A 21,118-nucleotide genomic window follows, 5' to 3' on the forward strand; every position below is an offset into this window, starting at 1 on the left:
CGGTCGCCGTCATGACGGCACTCGTGACCGAGGGCCCGATGTCGCGTGCCGACCTGGCGCGGCGCACCGGGCTCACCTCCGCTGCCGTCACGAAGGTCGTCAACCCGCTCGTCGCCGCCGGGTACGTGCGTGAGAACGGCCCCTCGCTCAACGGCGGACTCGGGCGGCCCGCGAGTCGCGTCGAGGTCTGCGGCGACGCGGCGTACGTCGTGGGGCTGAAGGTCACCGGCTCCGAGGTGCTCGGCGTGCTGGTCGACCTCGCCGGCCGGGTCCGCGGCAGCCTGGCGAGGGAGCTGACCGCGCGCGACGTCGACACCGTCGTCGACACCGTCTCCGGCATCACCGCGGCACTCTGCACGCAGCCGGAGCACGGGGAGCGACTCAAGCAGGTCGCCGTCGGGATCTCCGGGGGCGTGGACGGCGACGGGCTGGTGTCCTACTCCCACTTCCTCGGCTGGCACGGCGTCCGGCTCGCGCCCCTGCTGCAGGCGCGGCTCTGCCTCCCCGTGATCGTCGAGAACGACGTGCGGGCCCTGGCCGCCGGCGAGCGGTGGTTCGGGGCGGGCGCCCGGCGGGCGTCGTTCGCCGTGGTGACCGTGGGCGCCGGGATCGGCTGCGCGCTCGCCCTGCAGGACCAGGTCGTCAGCGGGGTCCACGGTGTCTCCGGCGAGCTCGGCCACCTGCCGATCGCCGGCGACCAACCCTGCCACTGCGGTGCGACCGGCTGCCTCGACGCGGTCGCCGCGACGGCGTCGATCCTGCGCGACGTCTCGGCCGTCACCGGCGCGGAGGTGACGACCCTCGAGGAGGCCGTGGATCTCGGCCGGAGCGAGGCGGCCGTGGCCGAGGTGTTCCGGGTCGCCGGTCACGCAGTCGGGCGCGGCATCGCCTCCGTCGTCAACCTGTTCGGCCCGCAGTGCGTCGTGCTGACCGGCGAGGGCCTGGTGGCGCTCGACCTGATCCGCGAGCCGATGCGGGCCGGGTTCGTCGAGCAGGCCTACGGCCAGGCGATCCACTGCGAGCTGATCATCCGGCCGCTGTCCTTCGAGGCCTGGGCCCACGGGGCGGCGATCATCGCGCTGCAGGCGTTCCTCCGCGCGTCGGCCTAGCCGGCGCGTCGCGTCTCGGCGAGCTCGACGGCCTCGCGGAACGCCTTCGCGACGTACGGCGGCACCGGCAGCCCGCTCCGGTGCGCCCACAGCAGCTCCTGCTCGACGCGGGAGATCTGCCCGGCGAAGTCGTCGGACCGCCCGTCGATGCCGAGGCTGCGCATCAGGTCGCCGAAGTCGGCCGCCTGCGTGGCGTCGTTGGCGCCGACCGGTGCGAACGACAGGCTGCGCATCCGGCGCACCATCCACCGCTGCCACCCGGAGAGCTGGGCCCAGAGGCCGCGGGCCGACAGCTGGTAGAACGCGTAGTGGCCCGGCTCCTGGCGCTTGATCGGCGCGATGACCGTGCGCGCGACGGCGTCCTCGCCCAGGTCTCGCACGCCCTCGTGCAGCAGGTTGTAGGCGAGCACGGCCGAGCGCTCGGTCGCCATGCCGGTCAGGTAGTAGAGCATCCGGCACACGTCCTGGAAGGCGTCGAGGTGCGCGAGCGCCCCGAGGATCCGCATCTTGACGCCGATCGAGGTCAGGTCGGTCTCGGCGGGCGGGCGGCCGAGGTGCACCTGCAGCTGGTCGAGGATCAGCCCGTGCCGCGTCTCCTGGGGCTGCCACACCTCGGCGTAGAAGCGCCGGTCGATCTCCGGCGGGTCGGGGAGCAGCGTCGTGAGCTCGAGGACGTTGCGGTCGACCTCGAGCTCCACCCGCGCCATGTAGTCGAGCACGTGGCCGTAGCGCTCGTTGAGCTGCTGCGGACGGCGTACGGCGTAGTCCACGGTCGCGAGGTCGATCGGCGGATGCTCGTGACCGAGCCGGTCGACGTGCTCCGCGAGCCGGGCCTCGGTGAGGGAAACACGCGACATGGCAAGAATCCTAGGAACAGCGACCGACACCTTCATCGGGGTTTTCCCCGATATACCTTCTTCGTTGTGACAGTTCCTCCCGGATTGGCGCCGGGTTCAGGTGAGGTCCGCCTCGGTACGGCGACGGGGCGGGCCGTCGTCACGGCCGCCGTCCTCGGCTCGGGCATGACCATGCTCGACGGCACCGTCGTCAACGTCGCGCTGCGCACGATCGGCGACGACCTCGACGCCTCTCTCGCCCAGCTGCAGTGGATCTCGAACGGCTACCTGCTCTCGCTCTCGAGCTTCATCCTGCTCGGCGGGTCGCTGGGGGACCGGTTCGGCCGCCGCCGGATGTTCGTGGTCGGCACCGTCTGGTTCGCGGCGGCGTCGCTGCTGTGCGGCCTCGCCCCGACGGCGGAGGTGCTGATCGCCGCGCGGGTGCTGCAGGGCTGCGGCGCCGCCCTGCTGACGCCGGGGAGCCTCGCGATGATCCAGGGCGCGTTCGTCCGTCAGGACCGCGCCCCCGCGATCGGCGCCTGGTCCGGGCTCGGGGGCATCGCTGCGGCGATCGGCCCGTTCGTCGGCGGCGGCCTGGTCGACTACGCCAGCTGGCGCTGGATCTTCCTGATCAACCTGCCGCTCGCGGTCGTGACCGTGCTGATCGCGCAGCGCGCGGTCCCCGAGACCCTGGACCCGAACGCGCCCCGGCGCTTCGACCTGCTCGGCGCGGCGCTGGCGGCGCTCTTCCTCGCCGGCATCACCTACGCGCTGATCGAGTGGGGCAGCCCGTTGGTGCCCTGGGCCGTGGTGCTCGCCGTGCTCGCCGGCGCGGCGTACGTCGTCGACGAGCGCCGCAGCGACCACCCGATGCTGCCGCTCGGGATCTTCGCCGACCGCACCTTCAGCGCCGCCAACGCGATGACGCTGGTGGTGTACGCCGCGCTCGGCGCGGTGCTCTTCTTCCTCGTGCTCCAGCTCCAGACCGTCAGCGGCTACACCGCCCTCGAGGCGGGCGTCGCCACCCTGCCGATCACCGTCTGCATGCTGTTCCTGGCGAAGAAGGGCGGCGAGCTGGCGACCCGCATCGGGCCGCGGATCCCGATGACGGTCGGCCCGCTCGTGATGGCGGCCGGCACGCTGCTGCTGCTCGGCGTCGGCGACGACGTGAACTACTGGCGCGACGTGCTGCCCGGGCTCACCGTCTTCGGCCTCGGCCTCGCCCTGATGGTCGCGCCGCTCACCGCGACCGTCCTCGCGGCGGCCGCGGACGAGCACGCCGGCATCGCGAGCGGGGTCAACAACGCGGTCGCCCGCGCCGGCTCCCTGCTCGCGGTCGCCGCGCTGCCCGTCGCCGTCGGCCTCGGCGGGGAGGAGTACGCCGACCCGGTCGCCCTCGACGCGGCGTACGACTCCGCCACGATCATCTGCGCCGTGCTGCTCGCGCTGGGTGGTCTGATCTCGTGGGTGACGATCCGGCGTCCGGAGGGCTAGACTTCTCGGGTCGGTGCGCATCACGAAACGAGTTGCACAATGCGCAACAAGGCCTCGAACCGTCAGACCCTCGTCCGGCTGCTCGAGCAGTCGCGCTACGAGGTGCTGCCCACCGCGAGCACGGAGCAGAAGGTGCTCGACCACGTCCCGCGGGACGTCGGCATCACGGTCACCGCGTCGCCGAGCAAGGGCCTCGAGGCGACGCTCGACCTCGCCGAGCGGCTGACGGGGCACGGGTACGTCGTCGTGCCCCACCTGGCGGCCCGGATGATCTCGGGCCGCACCGAGCTGGCGGAGGTCGCCGATCGCCTGACGGGGAAGGGGATCTCGCGGATCTTCGTGCCCGGCGGCGACGCGGACCCGGCGGGTGAGTACCCCGATGCCCTGTCGCTGCTGGAGGACCTGGCGGCGCTCGGCCGGCCGTTCAGCCACGTCGGGATCACCGGCTACCCCGAGTCGCACCCGACGATCGACGACGACCTCACCGTCCAGTCGATGTGGGACAAGCGTCGCTACGCCACCCACGTCGTCAGCAACCTGACCTTCGACCCCGGCGTGATCCGCGACTGGGTGCACCGGCTGCGCAAGCGGGGGGTCACGATGCCGCTCCTGCTCGGCATCCCGGGCCCGGTCGAGCGCACCAAGCTGCTGGCCATGGCGACCAAGATCGGCGTCGGCGAGTCGACCCGCTTCCTCGCCAAGCACAAGGGCACCTTCGCCCGCCTGGCCGCACCCGGTGGCTTCACCGGCGAGACGTTCCTCGAGAAGTGCGCGCCCACGCTCGCGGAGCCGACCGCCCTGGTCGAGGGCCTGCACGTCTTCACGTTCAACCAGATCGCCGAGACCGAGGCCTGGCGGCAGGACCTGCTGGGGCGGCTGCGGGCCTAGGCCACCAGCTCCGCCAGCGCCTTCTCCAGACGTGAGTCGCCGGTCTCGACGACGGTCAGCGGCAGCCCGATGCGGGCGGCGGCCTCCTCCGCCAGCCGGCGCAGCTCGTCGTCGGGCTGCTGGGCGAGCCAGACGACGCGGGTGTAGTGGCCGAAGTAGGCGTCGCGCAGCTCGGGCCACCGGTCGAGGCCGAGCTCCTGCTCGACGGTGCGCGCGAACGACCGCACCAGGAAGTCGGTGAGCAGGTAGGTGCCCGGCTGCTCGTCGAAGAACCGCTCGATGCGCGACGCCCCGGCGTACACGTCGTAGCAGTGCAGGCCCGGCAGTCGGGACAGCGCGAGCTCCGCGCAGACCGAGTCGAGGGCGCCGTAGGTGCCGCAGTCGGCGTACCCGACGACGACGGAGGAGTACGACGCCTGCAGCGAGGTCGCCAGGCGGCGCACCTCGTCGGCGATCAGGTGGGGCTGGTTGTGCAGCAGCGGCGGCAGGGGGTGCACGTCGACCGGCCAGCCGCGGCGATCGACGATCTCCTTGCAGGGCTGGGCGATCGCACCACAGGCGACGAGGGCGACGCGTTCAGAAGCCGAGCTGGTCGACGAAGAGGTCGTTGAAGTCGGGGCGGTCGGAGAGCTCGACATAGGTCACCTCCTCCAGCAGCGCCCGCGCGCCCGCGCGCTCGCGCACCGAGAGCAGCGCCATCTTCGCGCCCTCGCCGGCGACGTTGCCGGCCGCGACGATGCGCAGCACGGGCAGCTTCGGCACCAGTCCGATGCGGACGGCCGAGGCCGCGGAGAGGTAGCTGCCGAACGACCCCGCGAGCAGCACCTGCTGCACGTCGCGGTGCTCCAGCCCGAGCTCCTCCAGCAGCAGCGTCCACCCGGTGGAGATCGCGGCCTTCGCGAACTGCAGCTCCCGCACGTCGCGCTGGGACAGCACGACGCAGTCCTCGGGCTCGGCGTCGGGCGTGGGCCGGTGCAGGACGAACACCCGCTCCTGACCGATCAGGGTGAGCCGTTCGGCGAGCGCCGGCGCGACCTCCTTGGCGACCTCGTCGGCGACGTACCGCCCCGACGCGTCGAGCAGCCCGACCTTCACCAGCTCGGCGACCGCGTCGACGAGGCCGGAGCCGCACAGGCCGCGGGGCTCGGCGTCGCCGATCACGCCGAGCTCGACCGTCTCCCCGAGCTTCACCACCTCGATGGCGCCGTCGGCGGCGCGCATGCCGCAGCGGATGGCGCCGCCCTCGAACGCCGGCCCGGCCGGCGCCGCGGTGGAGAGGATCCGATCGCCGTCGCTGACGACGATCTCGCAGTTGGTGCCGACGTCGATGAAGAGCCGCGTGCGCTTGTCGCGGTCCATGCCGGTGGCGAGCATGCCCGCGACGATGTCGCCGCCGACGTACGCGCCGAGCGCCGGGAAGAGCGTGACCCGGGCGCGCGGGTGCAGGGAGAGCCCCAGGTCGGAGGCCAGCAGGTCGGGCGGCTGGGCCGCCGACATGACGAACGGCGCGACACCCAGCGGCTCCGGGTCGATCCCCAGCGCGAGCGCCGTCATCGTCGCGTTGCCGGCCAGCGCGACCTCGTAGACCTGCGCCGGCTCGACGCCGCCCTCGGTGCACACCTGCGCGGCCAGCGTCGCGAGGGTCTCGCAGGCCGCCGCCTGCAGTCGGCCGAGGGCGGCCGGGTCCAGCATCGTCGCGCTGATCCGCGTGATCACGTCGCCGCCGAAGGGCTGCTGCCGGTTGAGCATCGACGCCACCGCGACCGGCGTACCGGTGGACACGTCGAGCAGCGTCGCCACGACGGTCGTCGTGCCCAGGTCGAAGGCGATCGCGTACGCCGTGCGCGTGGTGTCGCCGGGCTCCACGTCGACCAGCGCCTCGTCGACGACGACCGCGGTCACCTTGAAGTCCGCCTGCCGCAGCACCGTCGGGAGCCGTCGGAGCACGTGCAGGTCCGGCGCCGGCTCGAGGTCGTCGATCGCCTCGAGCAGCCGGGCCAGGTCGGTGCGCTGGTCGGCGAGGGTGGGCTCGTCGAGCTCGACGTACCTCTTCTGGATCGCCGGGCGCAGGATCACCTGCCGGCCGACGCCGACGGTCGCCGCCTTGGGACGCGTGGTCAGCGGGGGTACGTCGACGGCCAGGTCGCGGGTCGCGCTGACCAGGCACGCCAGTCGCCAACCGGCATCGAGCTGGTCCCGCGTGAACGTCCTGACGTCGTGCCGGGTGATCGGCGCCTGGCCCGTGACCAGGACCTTGCACTTGTGGCAGGTGCCGTGGCCGCCGCACGTGGAGTCGATGGCGATGCCGTTCCAGGACGCCGAGTCGAACACGGTGACCCCGGGCGGCACGCGGACCTGCCGCTGGGTGGTCCGCTCGGGGTCGGCGTCGCGGACGGTGAAGGACAGCTCGACGCGGCCGGTGCCGTCGTGCTGCACCGCCTCGGTGCCGGGGGTCGGCAGCAGCCCCTCGCGCCGGAAGGCGTCGAGGTCGACGTCGGGGAGCTTGTCGCTCATTGCCGGGTCACGCCGTCGCGGCGGCCTTCGCCCGGTGGGCGGCGATCCACGCCATGCCCCACTCGTCGTGGTTCAGGAAGACGTCGGCCGCCTTGACCGCGTCGACGATCTGCGGTGTGCGGGTGTCCATGATCGCGCTGGTCAGACCGGCGGTCATCGCCATCGGCAGCCAGGCCGCGCCCAGGGTGTGCCGGTCGGGCATGCCGAAGGACGTGTTGGAGGCGCCGCAGGTCATGTTCACGCCGTGCTCGTCGCGGATGCGGCGCATCGTCTCCATCGTCACGAGGGCGGTGGAGGTGTCGGCGCCGATCGGCATCGCGAGCGGGTCGATCACGATGTCGGCCTTCGCGATGCCGTACTCCTCGGTCGCGACCCGGATGATCTTCGCCGTCAGCTCGAGGCGCTTGTCGGCCTCCATCGGGATCTCGTCGTGGTCGTTGGGCAGGGCGATGACCGCGGCGTCGTGCTTCTTGACGAGCGGCAGGATCGCGGCGAGCCGGTCGTCCTCGGCGGTGACCGAGTTGACCAGGGCCCGGCCCTCGTAGACCGAGAGCCCCGCTTCGAGCGCCTCGACGACCGAGGAGTCGATGCAGATCGGCAGGTCGGTCAGCGACTGCACGACCCGGATCGCCTGGGAGAGCAGCTCGGGCTCGTCGGTCAGCGGGACGCCCATGTTGACGTCGAGCACGTCGGCGCCGCCCTCGACCTGGGCCTTGACGTCGCGCTCGATCGCCGACAGGTCGCCGGCGCGCAGCTGCTCCTGGAAGATCCGCCGGCCGGTCGGGTTGATCCGCTCGCCGATCAGGCAGAAGCGCCGGTCGTGGCCGATCACGACCTCCTTCGAGGCCGACCGGAGGACCGTGTGGAGGGCGCTCATGCGGGGACCTTCGCGCGCCGCGCGTCGAGCAGCGCCTTCGCCCGCTTGACGGTCGCGGAGGCGTCGGCGGCGTACCCGTCGGCGCCGACCGCGTCGGCGTACTCCTGCGTCACCGGTGCACCGCCGACCATGACGACGACGGAGTCGCGGAGCCCGGCCTTCTCCAGCGCGTTCATGTTGGCCTTGAACATCGGCATGGTCGTGGTGAGGAACGCCGAGAACCCCACGATGTCGGGCTGGTGCTCCTCGATCGCGGCCACGAACTTCTCCGGGGCCACCTGCACGCCGAGGTCGATCACCTCGAAGCCGGCGCCCTCGAGCATGATGTTGACGAGGTTCTTGCCGATGTCGTGGACGTCGCCCTTGACCGTGCCCATGAGGAACTTGCCGACGGTCTCGACACCGGTCTCGGCGAGCAGCGGCCGCAGCCGCTCCATCGCGCCGGCCATCGCGCGGCCCGCGATCAGCATCTCGGGCACGAAGAAGTCGCCGCGCTCGAACCGCGCGCCGACCTCCTCGAGCGAGGGGATGAGCGCGTCGAACAGCAGGGTCTGCGGCTCCATCTGGAGCGACAGGCCCTCCTCGGTGAGCTCGAGGACACGGGGCGCGTTCCCGACCAGGGTCTCGTCGTACAGGCCCTGCAGGATCTCGTCAGGAGTCATGCAACACCCTCCTTGGGTGCTCGGCCGCGGAGCAGCTGGGAGAGCTCCTCGGCATGGGACGACAGGTGTTTCCCGAGCTCGTCGAGGCGGTCCTCGAGTCGTGGGGTGGGCCCCGAGACGCCGAGCGCAGCCACGACGTCCCCGCGCACACCGCGGACGGGTACGGCGATGCCGGTCAGCCCGACCTCGAGCTCGTTGTGGGTGACGGTCCACCCGCGCTTGCGGGCGCGGGCGCCGTCGCTGCGCAGGGCCTCCGGCCGGGTGATCGTGGCCTCGGTCAGCGGCTCGAGCGGGCCGTCCGGCAGCGGCAGCGTGCCCCACGCGTAGAAGACCTTGCCGAGCGCGGAGCAGTGCGCCGGCACCTCGATCTCCGTCCAGTCGCGGGTGCCGAGCAGGTAGCGGCTGTCGACCTGGGCGACCTGCACGACCCTCTCGCCCCGGGTCACCGACAGGTGCACGGTCTCGGAGGTCTCCTCGCCGATCAGCTCCATCGCCGGGCGGGCCAGCCGGACCAGCTCGTCCCACGGGTCGTGGCGCGCGGCGTACAGCCAGAAGAGGCTGCCGGCGACGTACGACCCGTCGTCGTCGCGCTCGAGGAGGCCGCCGCGCTCGAGGGCGGCGAGCATCCGCGAGGTCGTGGACTTGGCCAGGCCACTGGACTCCTGGAGGTCGGCGAAGCTCAGCGGCTCGTCGGCGCGCACGACGGTCGAGACCAGTGCGGCGGCGCGGTCGACCGCCTGCGTGCCGGTGCTCGGCTCACGCGTCGTCGCTGCCATGGTGCTTCCGTCCTGTTCCATGTTGTGGAACTGTGGTCCCACATCATGAGGTTAGGCAGGAGGGCCGATGTTCCGCAACCAGATGCCGCGATACGAAGTGCTGTCCGAGGAGGCGATGGCGACGCTGGATGCCGGGTGGCGGCGCCTGGTGAGCGAGATCGGCGTCGAGTTCATGGACGCGCGGGCGCGCGACCTCTTCGCCGCGGCCGGCCAGCGGGTCGAGGACAACACCGTCTTCCTCGACCCCGACTTCGTGCTCGAGCAGGTCGCGAAGGCGCCGCGCGAGTTCGACCTCCAGGCGCGCAACCCCGAGCACTCGGTGCACATCGGCGGCGACGCGATGGCGTTCGGCGCCGTCTACGGCCCTCCGTTCGTGCGCCAGGGCGACGTTCGTCGCGACGGCACGATGGACGACTTCCGCAACTTCGCCCGGCTCGCGCAGTCCTTCGCCGCGCTCGACTCGGCCGGCGGCGTCGTCACCGAGCCCAACGACACCCCGCTCGACAGCCGGCACCTCGACATGACGTACGCGCTGCAGACGCTGACCGACAAGGTCTACATGGGCAACGTGGTGTCCGGCGTCAACGCCCGCGACACCATCGCGATGACCGAGATCCTCTTCGGCTCGCGCGCGGCGATCGAGGAGACGCCGGCGCTCATCTCCCTGATCAACTGCAACTCCCCGCTGCGCTGGGACGACCGGATGCTCGAGGCGCAGTTCGAGTACTCCGCCGCCAACCAGCCCGTCGTGCTCACCCCGTTCATCCTGATGGGCGCCATGTCGCCGGTCACGATCCCGGCGGCCCTCGTGCAGCAGATGGCCGAGGCGCTCTCGGGCATCGCGCTGTCGCAGCTGATCCGTCCGGGGTGTCCCGTGGTGTTCGGTTCGTTCCTCTCCAACATCGACATGCAGTCCGGGTCGCCGACGTTCGGCACGCCCGAGTCCGGCATGGGCCTGCTGTGCACCGGGCAGATCGCGCGGCACTTCAACCTGCCGTTCCGCACCGGCGGCGGGCTCACCTCGTCGCAGGTGCCCGACGCGCAGGCCGGCTACGAGGCGCTGATGACGCTGCTGCCGACGTTCCTCGCCGGCGCCAACTTCGTGATGCACTCCGCGGGCTGGCTCGAGGGCGGCCTCGTGGCGGGCTACGAGAAGTTCGTCATCGACACGCAGCTCGTCGAGATGCTGCAGCACGAGTTCACGCCGCTGGAGATCGACGAGGCGTCGCTCGCGTTCGACGCCCACCAGGAGGTCGGCCACGGCGGACACTTCCTCGGGGCTATGCACACGATGGAACGCTTCCGCACCTGCTTCTACCGCCCGTTCCTCTCCTCGTCGGAGAACTACGAGCGCTGGATGCGCAACGGCGCCAAGGACACCGCCACCCGCGCCGCCGAGATCTACCAGCAGAAGCTCGCCGAGTACGAGCCCCCGTCGCTCGACGACGCGATCCGCCAGGAGCTGGAGGAGTACGTCGTGAAGCGCCGTGCGGAGCTGGGTGACTAATACTGGAGTAGGTCGCTAGACTTTCTGCATGCAGAGATCCGGCCCGTACGGCGTGGAGGGCGTGGCCCTCCCGGTCGTCGGCTCCGTCGTCGTCGGCGTGCTCGCCCTCACGGAGAGCTTCGGCGCGCTGCCGGGCGCCGTGGCTGCCTATGCCGCGGCGTGGTGGGTCCTGGGCCTCGAGCCGACCGCACCGACACCGGGGGAGCAGCGATGACCGCAGTGCAGGAGACACCGACCGACGTCGTACCGCCCGAGGTGGAGCGGCAGCGCCGCCGCGCGGCCGACCGGGCCCGGGAGCTCGTCCACCTGATGGAGCGACGCCCCGACCTCTACGGCGTGCACCGGGAGGCCGAGCTCGCCGTCGAGTCGATCCTCTGGTCGGCCTGACACCGGAGGGACACCGCCGCGTCGATCTCACCGGGTCTCGACACGCTCCGTCGCGGCTTCGCAAGCTCAGCCGCGGTCGCTGCTCGACCACCAACGAGGTAGCCCGCTGACGCGGTCTACCTCACCGGAAGACCACCGTCTTCGAGCCGTTGGGCACCACCCGCGACTGCGAGTGCCAGCGGACCGCGCGGGAGAGCACCTGCGCCTCGACGTCGCGGCCGGCGGAGACGAGCTGCTCCTGGGTGTAGGTGTGGTCGACCCGCATCACGTCCTGCTCGATGATCGGGCCCTCGTCGAGGTCGGCGGTCACGTAGTGCGCGGTCGCGCCGACCAGCTTCACGCCCCGGTCGAAGGCCTGGTGGTACGGCTTCGCGCCCTTGAAGCTCGGCAGGAACGAGTGGTGGATGTTGATCGCGTGCCCGGACAGCCGGCGGCACAGGTCGTCGGACAGCACCTGCATGTAGCGGGCGAGCACGACCAGGTGCGCGTCGTACTTCTCCACGAGCCGCATCAGCTCGGCCTCGGCCTCCGGCTTGGTGTCGGGGGTGACCGGCACGTGGTGGAAGGGGATGCCGTACGACGACGCCAGCGCCTCGGCGTCCGGGTGGTTGGACACGATCGCGGGGATGCTGATCTGCAGCGAGCCCGTGCTCGCGCGGAACAGCAGGTCGTTGAGGCAGTGCAGGTGCTTCGAGACCATGATCAGGGTCCGGTACGGCGCGGCCGCGTCCCAGAGCTCGAAGGTCATCTCGAACTGCTCGGCCACGGGCGCGAAGGCCTCCCGCATGGCGTCGGCGTCCACGGGTCCCGGAGCCTCGAAGTCGATGCGCATGAAGAACCTGTTGGTCAGCGGGTCGCCGTACTGCTGGCTCTCGAGGATGTTGCCGCCGCGCGAGACCAGGAACCCCGAGACGGCATGCACGATGCCGGGCCGGTCCGGGCAGGAGAGGATGAGGACGTAGTCGCCCGCCGCGATGGTGGGGGTGGCAAGGGACACGGGTACCGCCTTCTGACAGGGAAGCCGCGTTGCGCGGACCGAAACGCATTCTGCGATACGCAACAGAGGTGCGCTACTCTCCGAGCATGAGCGAGGGCCCGGCCGGAGTCCAGTCGGTCGATCGCGCGCTCACGATCCTCGAGGTGCTGGCCCGCGTCGGTGAGGCCGGGGTGACCGAGGTGGCCGTGGAGCTCGGCGTCCACAAGAGCACGGCGTTCCGGCTCGTCACGACCCTGGAGTCGCACCGGCTGGTCGAGCAGACCAGCGACCGCGGCCGCTACCGGCTGGGGGTCGGGGTGCTGCGCCTCGCCGGCGCCACCACCGCACGGCTCGACCTGGTGCAGGAGGCCCGCCCGGTCTGTCGCCAGCTCGCCGCCGACACCGGCGAGACCGTCAACATCGCCGTGCTCTCGGACCGCTCGGCGCTCTACCTCGACCAGGTCGCCGGGTCGTCGGCGCTCCAGCCCCACAACTGGGTCGGCCAGCACATCCCGCTGCACGCCACCAGCAACGGCAAGGTGCTGCTCAGCGGCCTGGCCGACGACCGGCTCACCGAGGTGCTCGGGTCGCTCTCGCGCTACACGCCGTTGACGATCACCACGAAGGCGAAGCTGCGCGAGGAGCTCGGCCGGGTCCGCGAGCAGGGGTACGCCGTGGCCGTCGACGAGCTCGAGGAGGGGCTCACCGCGGCCGCCGCGCCGGTGCGCAACGCACACGGCGACGTGGTCGCCTCGATGAGCGTGTCCGGCCCCAGCTTCCGGCTCGGCCCGGACCGGGTCGGCGACGTCGTCCCGAAGCTGGTCGCCGCGGCCGAGGAGGTCTCCCACCGCCTCGGCTGGGGCCACCGCTGACGCTCGCGGCGTACGCGCGTCGGGCACGGACAGGTCGCGGCGACTTCGCGACCTGCCCTTGACGTGTGACGTGGACCACACGCATGCTGCGAAGCAGTGACCGTTGCACGATGTAGAACGCAGTGCGCAATACGCAACACCTCGGTTCTCCCTGGACGGGCCGCACCCACGTCGGCCCGGCGAGAAATGGAGTGCGCATGGCCCTCAAGGAACCCACGGCCCGGCCGGACGGAACGGCACCGCGCGAGGGCGGGAGCCGCATCGACACCACGACCTTCGGCGTCGCCGCAGCGCTGGCGATCGCCTTCGTCCTCCTCGGCGCGCTCTGGCCGGAGAAGCTGTCGGAGACCTCGGGCGACGCCCTGACCTGGGTCACCGACACCTTCGGCTGGCTCTTCGTCCTGACCAGCGCCGGCTTCGTGCTGTTCTCGGCGTACCTCGCCGTCAGCCGCTACGGCAACGTCCGGCTCGGCCCGGACGACAGCAGGCCCGAGTTCTCGACGTTCTCCTGGGTGTCGATGATGTTCGCCACCGGCATGGGCATCGGCCTGATGTTCTGGGGCGTCGCCGAGCCGCTGACCCACTTCAACTCCCCTCCGATGGGTGACGCGGAGCCGGGCTCGGCCGAGGCGGCCGCACTGTCGATGCAGTGGACCTTCTTCCACTGGGGCTTCCACCCGTGGGCGATGTACGCCGTCATCGGCCTCTCGATCGGCTACTTCGCCTACCGCAAGGGCTACGGCAACACGGTCTCGGCAGCGTTCCGCCCGCTCCTCGGTGAGCGCACGAAGCAGGCACCCGGGCAGGCGATCGACGTGCTCGCGATCTTCGCGACGCTCTTCGGGTCCGCCACCTCGCTCGGCCTGGGCGCGCTCCAGATCACCGGCGGCATCGACGACGTCTTCGGTGAGGGCGGGGGCAGCAAGTCGCTCGCGGTCGCGGTGATCGCGGTGCTGACGGCGTGCTTCGTCCTCTCGGCGGTGTCCGGCGTCGAGCGCGGCATCAAGATCCTGTCCAACACCAACGCGATCGCGGCGGCCCTGCTGGTCTTCTTCCTCTTCGTCGTCGGGCCCACCGTCTTCATCATGGGCACCTTCACCCAGTCCATGGGCGACTACCTGACCCAGCTTCCGCACATGGCGTTCAACACCGGCGTCTACGACGCGAACGCCCACTCGTGGCTCAGCGGCTGGACGATCTTCTACTGGGCCTGGTGGATCTCGTGGACGCCCTTCGTGGGGATGTTCATCGCGCGGATCTCGAAGGGCCGGACCATCCGGCAGTTCGTGGTCTGCGTGGTCCTGGTGCCGAGCCTGGTCTCCTTCGCGTGGTTCTCGATCCTGGGCGGCAGCGCCCTGAACCTCCAGCTCAACGAGGGCTGGCAGCCGCCGCTGACCGACACGGGCGGCATCGCCCTGGAGGCCTCGCTCTTCGACATGCTGCGCGAGTTCCCGCTGTCGGCGATCACCGTGGCGTTGGCCGTCATCCTGGTGGCGATCTTCTTCGTCACCGGCGCCGACGCGGCGTCGATCGTGATGGGCCAGCTCAGCCAGCACGGCGCCGAGGAGCCGAACCGCAGCCTCGTCATCTTCTGGGGCGTGGCGACCGGCGCGGTCGCGGCGGTGCTGCTGTGGGCCAACGGCCTGTCCGCGCTGCAGAGTCTGTGCATCGTGGTGGCGGGGCCGTTCATGCTCGTGCTGATCGGCATGTGCGCCTCGCTGTGGAGGGAGCTGCGGCGGGAGTCCTTCGACGCCACGCTGCCCTCGCGCGTGCGCCGGGCAGTCGAGCACGCCGACCGCTTCCCCGAGGGGCCCTGAGCGGTCAAGGCTGGGTTACATCTGACCGATTCCCTTGACGCCCGGGTGCCGGGTGGACATTCTCAGCCGTAACGACCAGTTGCGCGGAGAGCACCATGTTGCGGCATACGCAACACGGACTCCTCGCAGGACGGGGTGCCGGGTGGGCGAGCTCTACGTCGACGGGGCGTGGACGAACGCGCTGGGTGGGGCGCGCCGCGAGATCCGGTGCCCGGCCGACGCCACGCTGGTCGCCGAGGTGGACGAGGCCGACGCCGCGGACACCGAGCGCGCCATCGCCGCGGCGTACCGAGCCTTCCACGAGGGCCCGTGGCCGCACACCTCGAGCCGCGAGCGCGGTGACCTGCTGCTCCGCGTCGCCGGCCTGCTCGAGCGCGACGCCGACGAGGTCGCGCGGCTGGAGTCGCTCGACACCGGCAAGCGACTCGTCGAGAGCCAGTACGACGTGGCCGACGTCGTCTCGGTGTTCCGGCACTACGGTCGCGTGGCCGCGGAGGAGGCCGGCCGGGTCGTCGACACCGGCAACCCCGACGTCGTCAGCCGCATCGTCCACGAGCCGGTCGGCGTCTGCGCGCTCATCACGCCGTGGAACTACCCGCTCCTCCAGGTCTCCTGGAAGGTCGCGCCCTGCCTCGCGGCCGGCAACACGTTCGTGCTCAAGCCCAGCGAGCTCACCCCGCACTCCGCGATCCACCTGATGCGGCTGCTCGAGGAGGCCGGCCTGCCCGCGGGCGTCGGCAACCTGGTGCTCGGCGCGGGTGCGACGGCCGGGGCGCCGCTGGCCACCGACCCCCGGGTCGACCTGGTCTCCTTCACCGGCGGCCTCGAGACCGGGCGGAGGCTGATGGCCGCGGCGTCCGCGTCGGTGAAGAGGGTCGCCCTCGAGCTCGGCGGCAAGAACCCCAACGTCGTGTTCGCCGACGCCGACCTCGACGTCGCCCTCGACTTCGCGCTCACGGCCGTCTTCCTGCACTCGGGCCAGGTCTGCTCCGCCGGGGCCCGCCTCGTCGTCGAGGAGTCGATCCACGACCGGTTCGTCGACGCGCTCGTCGAGCGCGCGGAGCGGATCCGGCTCGGAGGACCCTTCGACGACAAGGCCGAGACCGGGCCGCTCACCAGCGCCGGCCACCGTGACAAGGTCGAGGCGTACGTCGCGCGCGGCCTCGCCGACGGCGCGGTGCTCCGGTGCGGCGGCCGGCGCCCCGACGACCCCACCCTGGCCGACGGGTTCTACTACCTGCCGACGATCCTCGACGGCTGCCGCAGCGACATGTCCGTCACGCAGGACGAGTCCTTCGGGCCGGTGCTGACCGTGGAGACTTTCGCCGACGAGGACGACGCCGTACGCATCGCCAACGACTCGATCTACGGACTCGCCGGTGCCGTGTGGACGCAGGACGCCGGCAAGGGGCAGCGCGTCGCGGGCCGGCTGCGGATGGGCACGGTCTGGATCAACGACTACCACCCGTACGTGCCGCAGGCCGAGTGGGGCGGCTACAAGCAGTCGGGCATCGGCCGCGAGCTCGGGCAGGCGGGGCTCGACGAGTACCGCGAGACCAAGCACGTCTGGCACAACATCCGCCCGACCGAGCAGCGGTGGTTCGGCTCATGACCACCGACCGCTACGACTACGTCATCGTGGGTGGTGGCTCGGCCGGGTGCGCCCTCGCCAACCGGCTCTCGGCCGACCCCGGCACCTCGGTCCTCGTGCTCGAGGCCGGACGCTCCGACTTCAGGATCGACCCGTTCATCCACATGCCGGCCGCGCTGCCCTTCCCGATCGGCAACCGGCTCTACGACTGGAAGTACGAGACCGACCCCGAGCCACACCTGAACGGCCGCAAGGTCTTCCACGCGCGCGGCAAGGTGCTCGGCGGGTCCTCGTCGATCAACGGCATGATCTTCCAGCGCGGCAACCCGCTCGACTACGAGCGCTGGGCGGCCGAGCCGGGGATGAAGGAGTGGGACTACCTCCACTGCCTGCCCTACTTCAAGCGGATGGAGACCTGCCTCGCGGGGGCCGACGCCTGGCGCGGCGGCGACGGCCCGCTCGTCCTCGAGCGCGGGCCGGCCGACAACCCACTGTTCGGCGCGTTCTTCGAGGCGGCCCAGCAGGCCGGCTACCCGCTGACCGACGACGTCAACGGCTACCGCCAGGAGGGGTTCGCGAAGTTCGACCGCAACGTCCACCGCGGCCGCCGGCTCTCCGCCGCCCGCGCCTACCTGCACCCGGTCATGCGACGGAAGAACCTCAGGGTCGAGACCTTGGCGTTCGTGACCGGCGTGCGCTTCGACGGCAGGCGCGCGGTCGGCGTCGACTACCTGCGCGGCGGGCGCCTCCGTCGTACGGCGGAGGCCGGCGAGGTGATCCTCTGCGGCGGTGCCATCAACTCCCCGCAGCTGCTCCAGCTCTCCGGGGTCGGCGACGAGGCGCTGCTGCGCCGGCACGGCATCCCGGTCGTCCACCACCTGCCCGGCGTCGGCGAGAACGCCCAGGACCACCTCGAGGTCTACATCCAGTACGCCTCGAAGCAGCCCGTCTCGATCGCGCCCGGCCTGAGGTGGCGCAAGCGCCCGGGCATCGGCTACCAGTGGCTGGTCCACCGTCGCGGGCTCGGCGCCACCAACCACTTCGAGGGCGGCGGCTTCTGCCGCAGCAACGACGACGTCGACTACCCGAACCTGATGTTCCACTTCCTGCCGGTCGCGATCCGGTACGACGGGTCCGCGCCGACCGAGGGCCACGGCTACCAGGTGCACATCGGGCCGATGTACGCCGACACCCGCGGCCACGTGCGGATCCGGTCCCGCGACCCGCGGCAGCACCCCTCGATCCTCTTCAACTACCTCTCGACGCCCAACGACCGCCGCGAGTGGGTCGAGGCCGTCCGGGTCGCGCGCAGCATCCTCAACCAGCCCGCGTTCGCGCCGTACAACGACGGCGAGCTCTCGCCCGGCAAGGACGTCGAGACCGACGAGCAGATCCTCGACTGGGTGCGCGCCGACGCCGAGACCGCGCTGCACCCGTCGTGCACGGCGAAGATGGGCGTCGACGAGTCCGCCGTCGTCGACCCCGCGTCGATGCGCGTCCACGGCGTCGAGGGCCTGCGCGTCGTCGACGCCTCGGTCTTCCCGTTCGTCACCAACGGCAACATCTACGCCCCCGTGATGATGGTCGCCGAGAAGGCCGCGGACCTCATCGCCGGCAACACGCCACTCCCGCCCGCCGACGTGCCGTACTACCGCTACCGCGACGGCATGCCGCTCTACCCCGAGGAGCCGTCATGAGCGACGCAGCCCTGTCCGTGCGCAGTCTCTGGAAGATCTTCGGCCGGGGTGGCGACCGGATCATCGGCACCCCCGACGCCGACCTCTCGCGCGCCGACCTGAAGGAGAAGACGGGCTGCGTCGTGGGCGTCCGCGACGTCTCGTTCGACGTCGCGCCCGGAGAGGTGTTCGTCGTCATGGGCCTGTCCGGGTCGGGCAAGTCGACCCTCGTGCGCTGCCTGACCAGGCTGATCGAGCCGACCGGTGGCGAGGTCGTCATCGACGGTCACGACGTCATGAAGGCGAGCGAGTCCGAGCTGCGCGACCTGCGGCGTACCCACGCGTCGATGGTGTTCCAGCACTTCGGGCTGCTGCCGCACCGTCAGGTGATCGACAACGTCGCCTACGGCCTCGAGGTCCGCGGCGTCGGGAGGAAGGAGCGGCGCGCGAAGGCCGCGGAGGTCGTCGACCTGGTGGGCCTGTCCGGCTACGAGACGTCGTACCCCGACCAGCTCTCGGGTGGCATGCAGCAGCGCGTCGGCCTGGCGCGGGCGCTCGCTAGCGACCCGTCGCTGCTGCTCTTCGACGAGCCGTTCTCGGCGCTCGACCCGCTGATCCGCCGCGACATGCAGAACGAGGTGATCCGGCTCCACCACGAGCTCGGCAAGACGATGGTCTTCATCACCCACGACCTCCAGGAGGCCCTCAAGCTGGGCGACCGGATCCTGATCATGCGCGACGGCGAGATCGTGCAGATCGGTACGCCGGACGAGGTCGTCGGCGCCCCGGCCGACGACTACGTCAAGGACTTCACCTCCGAGGTGCCCCGCTCGCACGTGCTCACGCTGAAGTGGGTGATGCGCGAGCCGAAGCCCGGCGACTCCAGCGAGGGCCCGGTGATGAGCTCCGACACGATCGTGCGCCGCGCGGCCCAGGCCGCGCTGGCCTCGGCCCACCCGGTGCGGGTCGTCGACGACGGCGAGCTGGTGGGCATCGTCGACGACGACGCGATCCTGCGGGTGGTCGTCGCCGAGGAGGAGGTGCCGGCATGACGGCGACCATCTCCCCGCCCGAGCCCCGGGTCGGCGCCGGCCCACCGGCTCCTCGAGAGCGGTTCCGGATGCCGCGCTGGGCGTGGGCGCTCGTGGTCATCGGCGTCTGGATCGTGGTCTGGTCGATCACCGAGGGCACCGACACCCTCGAGATCCCGGTCCGCGAGCACACCGACGTGCAACAGCAGCTCACCGACTTCCGCGACTCGGTGCTGGCCAGCCGCGACACCAACCCGCTGATCCAGCTCACCTACAACATCGGCGCCTGGTTCACCGACGTCGTCGACTGGGTCCAGCGGATGATCTCGATCCCCGACTTCCCGCGTCCCGTGCCGCAGATCGGCTGGCTCGGCGTGACCGCGATCGCGACCTGGATCGGCCTGGCCGTCGCCGGCTGGCGGATCGCGCTGCTCGTGGGTGCGTCGTTCGTGTCCTTCGGCCTCTTCGGCTACTGGTCGGACTCGATGGACCTGCTGATCGTCACGTTCGTGGCGGTCGTCTTCTCCGTCCTGATCGGGATGCCGCTGGCCGTCTGGTTGGGCACCACGCGCCGGCCCTGGGTCGTGTCGACGCTCAACACCATCCTCGACATCTTCCAGACGATGCCGACCTTCGTGTACCTGCTGCCGATCGTGCTCTTCTTCGGCATCGGCGCGTCGGCCGCCGTGGTCTGCACGCTGATCTACGCCCTGCCGCCGATCATCCGCGTCGCCGGCCACGGCATCCGCAACGTGTCGTCGACGACGATCGAGGCCACCGACGCCGCGGGTCAGACGGCGTTCCAGCGGCTGCGCAAGGTGCAGCTGCCGATGGCGCGCAAGACGATCGTCGTCGGCCTCAACCAGACGATCATGGCTGCGCTCTCGATGGCGACCCTCGCGGCGTTCGTCGACGGACCCGGCCTCGGCCAGCCGGTCCTCGACGCGCTCGAGACGCGCGACGTCGGCGGCGCGTTCGTGCCCGGCATGCTCATCGTCGTCATGGCGGTCATGCTCGACCGCACCACGACGGCGGCCAGCGAGGCGTCCGAGCGCGCGGCCCGCGGCCAGATCGACCTCCGGTTGCGTCGGATCGTCCTCGCGGTCACGGCCGTCGGTGCGCTGGTAGCCGTCTGGGCGTCGCGCACCTACCTCTCGCTGGCGGAGTTCCCCGAGACCTCCTGGGGCCCGACGCTGGCCGACTGGGTGGACGACTTCACGGAGTGGTTCACCGACACCTTCCAGGGCGCGACCGACTGGTTCAAGAACCTCATCACCGAAGGCTTGCTGAACCCGCTGCAGTCGCTGATCGCGGAGTCCCCCTGGTACGTCACCGCCGCCGCCATCCTGCTGCTCGCCCTGGTCTTCGGGCGGACCCGCGCTCTGCTCCCGACCGTGATCTGCCTGGCCGGGCTGCGCTACTTCGGCCTGTGGCACGACGCGATGGTGACCCTGACCATGACGCTCGTCGGGACCCTCCTGGTGATGGTGCTCGCCGTCGTCCTCGGCGTCTGGATGGCCCGGCGGCACGCCGTCGACCTGGCGCTGCGGCCGCTCCTGGACGCGGGGCAGACGATCCCGCCGTTCGTCTACCTGATCCCGATGCTCGCGCTCTTCGGGCCGAGCCGCTTCACCGCGATCGTCGCCGGCGTCGTGTACGCCGCGCCGGTAGCGATCAAGCTCGTGGCCGACGGCGTCAGGGGCGTCTCGGCGACCACGCTCGAGGCCTCGCGCTCGACCGGAGCGACGACCTGGCAGGAGATCACCAAGGTGCAGCTGCCGATGAGCCGGGGCTCGCTGGTGCTGGCCGCCAACCAGGGCCTCCTCTACGTGTTGTCCATGGCCGTGATCGGCGGCATGGTCGGCGCCGGCGCGCTCGGGTACGACGTGGTGCTCGGCTTCTCCCGGTCGGAGGAGTGGGGCAAGGGCGCCGCCGCCGGCATCAGCATCGTCCTGATCGGGATCATGGTCGACCGCATCTGCCGCGCCGCCGCCCACGACCAGGCCGGGACCCAGGCCCCCGCGCAGCGCCCCCGGTGGCGCGCCGCGCTCCGGGGCTGACCCACACGCTCGGAACAACAAGACACACGCGACGACGGAGGAGAT

The 21,118-nt window shown here is 71.3% G+C and carries 19 protein-coding genes; 12 read left to right on the top strand and 7 right to left on the bottom strand.

The features are described from left to right. Positions 1-11 precede the first annotated feature (11 nt). Complete coding sequence (locus ACFQQI_RS15440; protein ID WP_378565030.1) at positions 12-1,109, top strand: ROK family protein; 1,098 nt, start codon at positions 12-14, stop codon at positions 1,107-1,109. On the opposite strand, the gene ACFQQI_RS15445 is transcribed toward ACFQQI_RS15440, so the two are convergent. Then, entirely contained in the window at positions 1,106-1,966 is an 861-nt protein-coding gene (locus tag ACFQQI_RS15445; RefSeq protein WP_378565033.1) for a GTP-binding protein LepA, read from the bottom strand. The two genes, ACFQQI_RS15440 and ACFQQI_RS15445, sit on opposite strands and share 4 nt — an antisense overlap. Positions 1,967-2,032: 66 nt before the next feature. Between ACFQQI_RS15445 and ACFQQI_RS15450 the strand changes: the two genes are divergently transcribed. Further along, positions 2,033-3,439, top strand: a complete 1,407-nt coding sequence (locus tag ACFQQI_RS15450; RefSeq protein WP_378565037.1) for an MFS transporter — start codon at positions 2,033-2,035, stop codon at positions 3,437-3,439. Positions 3,440-3,478: 39 nt separating this feature from the next. After that, complete coding sequence (locus ACFQQI_RS15455; protein ID WP_378565040.1) at positions 3,479-4,327, top strand: methylenetetrahydrofolate reductase; 849 nt, start codon at positions 3,479-3,481, stop codon at positions 4,325-4,327. On the opposite strand, the gene ACFQQI_RS15460 is transcribed toward ACFQQI_RS15455, so the two are convergent. From ACFQQI_RS15460 to ACFQQI_RS15480, 5 genes are all read right to left on the bottom strand, one after another. After that, positions 4,324-4,824, bottom strand: a complete 501-nt coding sequence (locus tag ACFQQI_RS15460) for a DUF1638 domain-containing protein (protein WP_378565045.1) — start codon at positions 4,822-4,824, stop codon at positions 4,324-4,326. The two genes, ACFQQI_RS15455 and ACFQQI_RS15460, sit on opposite strands and share 4 nt — an antisense overlap. 79 nt (positions 4,825-4,903) lie before the next feature. Continuing rightward, positions 4,904-6,841, bottom strand: coding sequence for an ASKHA domain-containing protein (locus ACFQQI_RS15465; RefSeq protein WP_378565048.1), 1,938 nt, complete (start codon positions 6,839-6,841; stop codon positions 4,904-4,906). A 7-nt stretch (positions 6,842-6,848) separates the two neighbouring features. Next, a complete protein-coding gene (locus ACFQQI_RS15470; RefSeq protein ID WP_378565050.1) occupies positions 6,849-7,718 on the bottom strand; it encodes a dihydropteroate synthase in 870 nt (289 codons plus the stop codon). Continuing rightward, positions 7,715-8,380 (bottom strand): corrinoid protein, encoded by a 666-nt coding sequence (locus ACFQQI_RS15475; RefSeq protein ID WP_378565054.1) that lies wholly within the window; start codon positions 8,378-8,380, stop codon positions 7,715-7,717. Before ACFQQI_RS15475 ends, ACFQQI_RS15470 begins: the two co-directional genes overlap by 4 nt. Then, positions 8,377-9,156, bottom strand: coding sequence for an IclR family transcriptional regulator (locus ACFQQI_RS15480; RefSeq protein ID WP_378565057.1), 780 nt, complete (start codon positions 9,154-9,156; stop codon positions 8,377-8,379). The genes ACFQQI_RS15475 and ACFQQI_RS15480 overlap by 4 nt, the downstream gene beginning before the upstream one ends. A gap of 67 nt (positions 9,157-9,223) precedes the next feature. On the opposite strand from ACFQQI_RS15480, the gene ACFQQI_RS15485 reads away from it, so the two are divergent. From ACFQQI_RS15485 to ACFQQI_RS15495, 3 genes are read left to right on the top strand one after another with little or no spacing between them, the layout of a single operon-like run. After that, the gene (locus tag ACFQQI_RS15485) at positions 9,224-10,663 is read left to right on the top strand and encodes a trimethylamine methyltransferase family protein (protein ID WP_378565060.1); all 1,440 of its coding nucleotides are present in this window, start codon (positions 9,224-9,226) and stop codon (positions 10,661-10,663) included. Positions 10,664-10,691: 28 nt separating this feature from the next. Continuing rightward, entirely contained in the window at positions 10,692-10,877 is a 186-nt protein-coding gene (locus ACFQQI_RS15490) for a hypothetical protein (protein ID WP_378565063.1), read from the top strand. Further along, on the top strand, positions 10,874-11,050 hold the full coding sequence (locus ACFQQI_RS15495; protein WP_378565066.1) for a hypothetical protein: 177 nt from the start codon (positions 10,874-10,876) through the stop codon (positions 11,048-11,050). Before ACFQQI_RS15490 ends, ACFQQI_RS15495 begins: the two co-directional genes overlap by 4 nt. A 121-nt stretch (positions 11,051-11,171) precedes the next feature. On the opposite strand, the gene purU is transcribed toward ACFQQI_RS15495, so the two are convergent. Continuing rightward, a complete protein-coding gene (gene purU / locus ACFQQI_RS15500; protein WP_378565069.1) occupies positions 11,172-12,047 on the bottom strand; it encodes a formyltetrahydrofolate deformylase in 876 nt (291 codons plus the stop codon). An 86-nt stretch (positions 12,048-12,133) separates the two neighbouring features. Between purU and ACFQQI_RS15505 the strand changes: the two genes are divergently transcribed. From ACFQQI_RS15505 to ACFQQI_RS15530, 6 genes are all read left to right on the top strand, one after another. Then, positions 12,134-12,898: an IclR family transcriptional regulator gene (locus ACFQQI_RS15505; RefSeq protein ID WP_378565072.1), complete on the top strand. Its 765-nt coding sequence runs from the start codon at positions 12,134-12,136 to the stop codon at positions 12,896-12,898. Positions 12,899-13,095: 197 nt separating this feature from the next. Further along, positions 13,096-14,715, top strand: coding sequence for a BCCT family transporter (locus tag ACFQQI_RS15510; protein WP_378565075.1), 1,620 nt, complete (start codon positions 13,096-13,098; stop codon positions 14,713-14,715). Between the two features lie 142 nt (positions 14,716-14,857). Further along, a complete protein-coding gene (locus ACFQQI_RS15515) occupies positions 14,858-16,327 on the top strand; it encodes an aldehyde dehydrogenase family protein (protein WP_378565078.1) in 1,470 nt (489 codons plus the stop codon). Continuing rightward, on the top strand, positions 16,324-18,003 hold the full coding sequence (gene betA / locus ACFQQI_RS15520; RefSeq protein WP_378565082.1) for a choline dehydrogenase: 1,680 nt from the start codon (positions 16,324-16,326) through the stop codon (positions 18,001-18,003). Before ACFQQI_RS15515 ends, betA begins: the two co-directional genes overlap by 4 nt. Beyond that, entirely contained in the window at positions 18,000-19,034 is a 1,035-nt protein-coding gene (locus tag ACFQQI_RS15525) for a glycine betaine/L-proline ABC transporter ATP-binding protein (RefSeq protein WP_378565086.1), read from the top strand. The genes betA and ACFQQI_RS15525 overlap by 4 nt, the downstream gene beginning before the upstream one ends. Beyond that, positions 19,031-21,073, top strand: a complete 2,043-nt coding sequence (locus tag ACFQQI_RS15530) for an ABC transporter permease (RefSeq protein WP_378565089.1) — start codon at positions 19,031-19,033, stop codon at positions 21,071-21,073. The genes ACFQQI_RS15525 and ACFQQI_RS15530 overlap by 4 nt, the downstream gene beginning before the upstream one ends. Positions 21,074-21,118 lie beyond the last annotated feature (45 nt).

Source organism: Nocardioides sp. GCM10030259 (assembly GCF_042666375.1).
Classification (GTDB): Bacteria; Actinomycetota; Actinomycetes; order Propionibacteriales; family Nocardioidaceae; genus Nocardioides.

Excerpts from the sequence above, each read along its gene's own strand:
- ACFQQI_RS15530 (WP_378565089.1), top strand. The coding sequence starts at position 19,031 with ATGACGGCGACCATCTCCCCGCCCGAGCCCCGGGTCGGCGCCGGCCCA.
- ACFQQI_RS15445 (WP_378565033.1), bottom strand. The coding sequence starts at position 1,966 with ATGTCGCGTGTTTCCCTCACCGAGGCCCGGCTCGCGGAGCACGTCGAC.
- ACFQQI_RS15495 (WP_378565066.1), top strand. The coding sequence starts at position 10,874 with ATGACCGCAGTGCAGGAGACACCGACCGACGTCGTACCGCCCGAGGTG.
- ACFQQI_RS15440 (WP_378565030.1), top strand. The coding sequence starts at position 12 with ATGACGGCACTCGTGACCGAGGGCCCGATGTCGCGTGCCGACCTGGCG.
- ACFQQI_RS15525 (WP_378565086.1), top strand. The coding sequence starts at position 18,000 with ATGAGCGACGCAGCCCTGTCCGTGCGCAGTCTCTGGAAGATCTTCGGC.
- ACFQQI_RS15490 (WP_378565063.1), top strand. The coding sequence starts at position 10,692 with ATGCAGAGATCCGGCCCGTACGGCGTGGAGGGCGTGGCCCTCCCGGTC.
- ACFQQI_RS15455 (WP_378565040.1), top strand. The coding sequence starts at position 3,479 with ATGCGCAACAAGGCCTCGAACCGTCAGACCCTCGTCCGGCTGCTCGAG.
- ACFQQI_RS15475 (WP_378565054.1), bottom strand. The coding sequence starts at position 8,380 with ATGACTCCTGACGAGATCCTGCAGGGCCTGTACGACGAGACCCTGGTC.
- betA (WP_378565082.1), top strand. The coding sequence starts at position 16,324 with ATGACCACCGACCGCTACGACTACGTCATCGTGGGTGGTGGCTCGGCC.
- ACFQQI_RS15505 (WP_378565072.1), top strand. The coding sequence starts at position 12,134 with ATGAGCGAGGGCCCGGCCGGAGTCCAGTCGGTCGATCGCGCGCTCACG.
- ACFQQI_RS15485 (WP_378565060.1), top strand. The coding sequence starts at position 9,224 with ATGTTCCGCAACCAGATGCCGCGATACGAAGTGCTGTCCGAGGAGGCG.
- ACFQQI_RS15465 (WP_378565048.1), bottom strand. The coding sequence starts at position 6,841 with ATGAGCGACAAGCTCCCCGACGTCGACCTCGACGCCTTCCGGCGCGAG.
- ACFQQI_RS15510 (WP_378565075.1), top strand. The coding sequence starts at position 13,096 with ATGGCCCTCAAGGAACCCACGGCCCGGCCGGACGGAACGGCACCGCGC.
- ACFQQI_RS15470 (WP_378565050.1), bottom strand. The coding sequence starts at position 7,718 with ATGAGCGCCCTCCACACGGTCCTCCGGTCGGCCTCGAAGGAGGTCGTG.
- ACFQQI_RS15480 (WP_378565057.1), bottom strand. The coding sequence starts at position 9,156 with ATGGCAGCGACGACGCGTGAGCCGAGCACCGGCACGCAGGCGGTCGAC.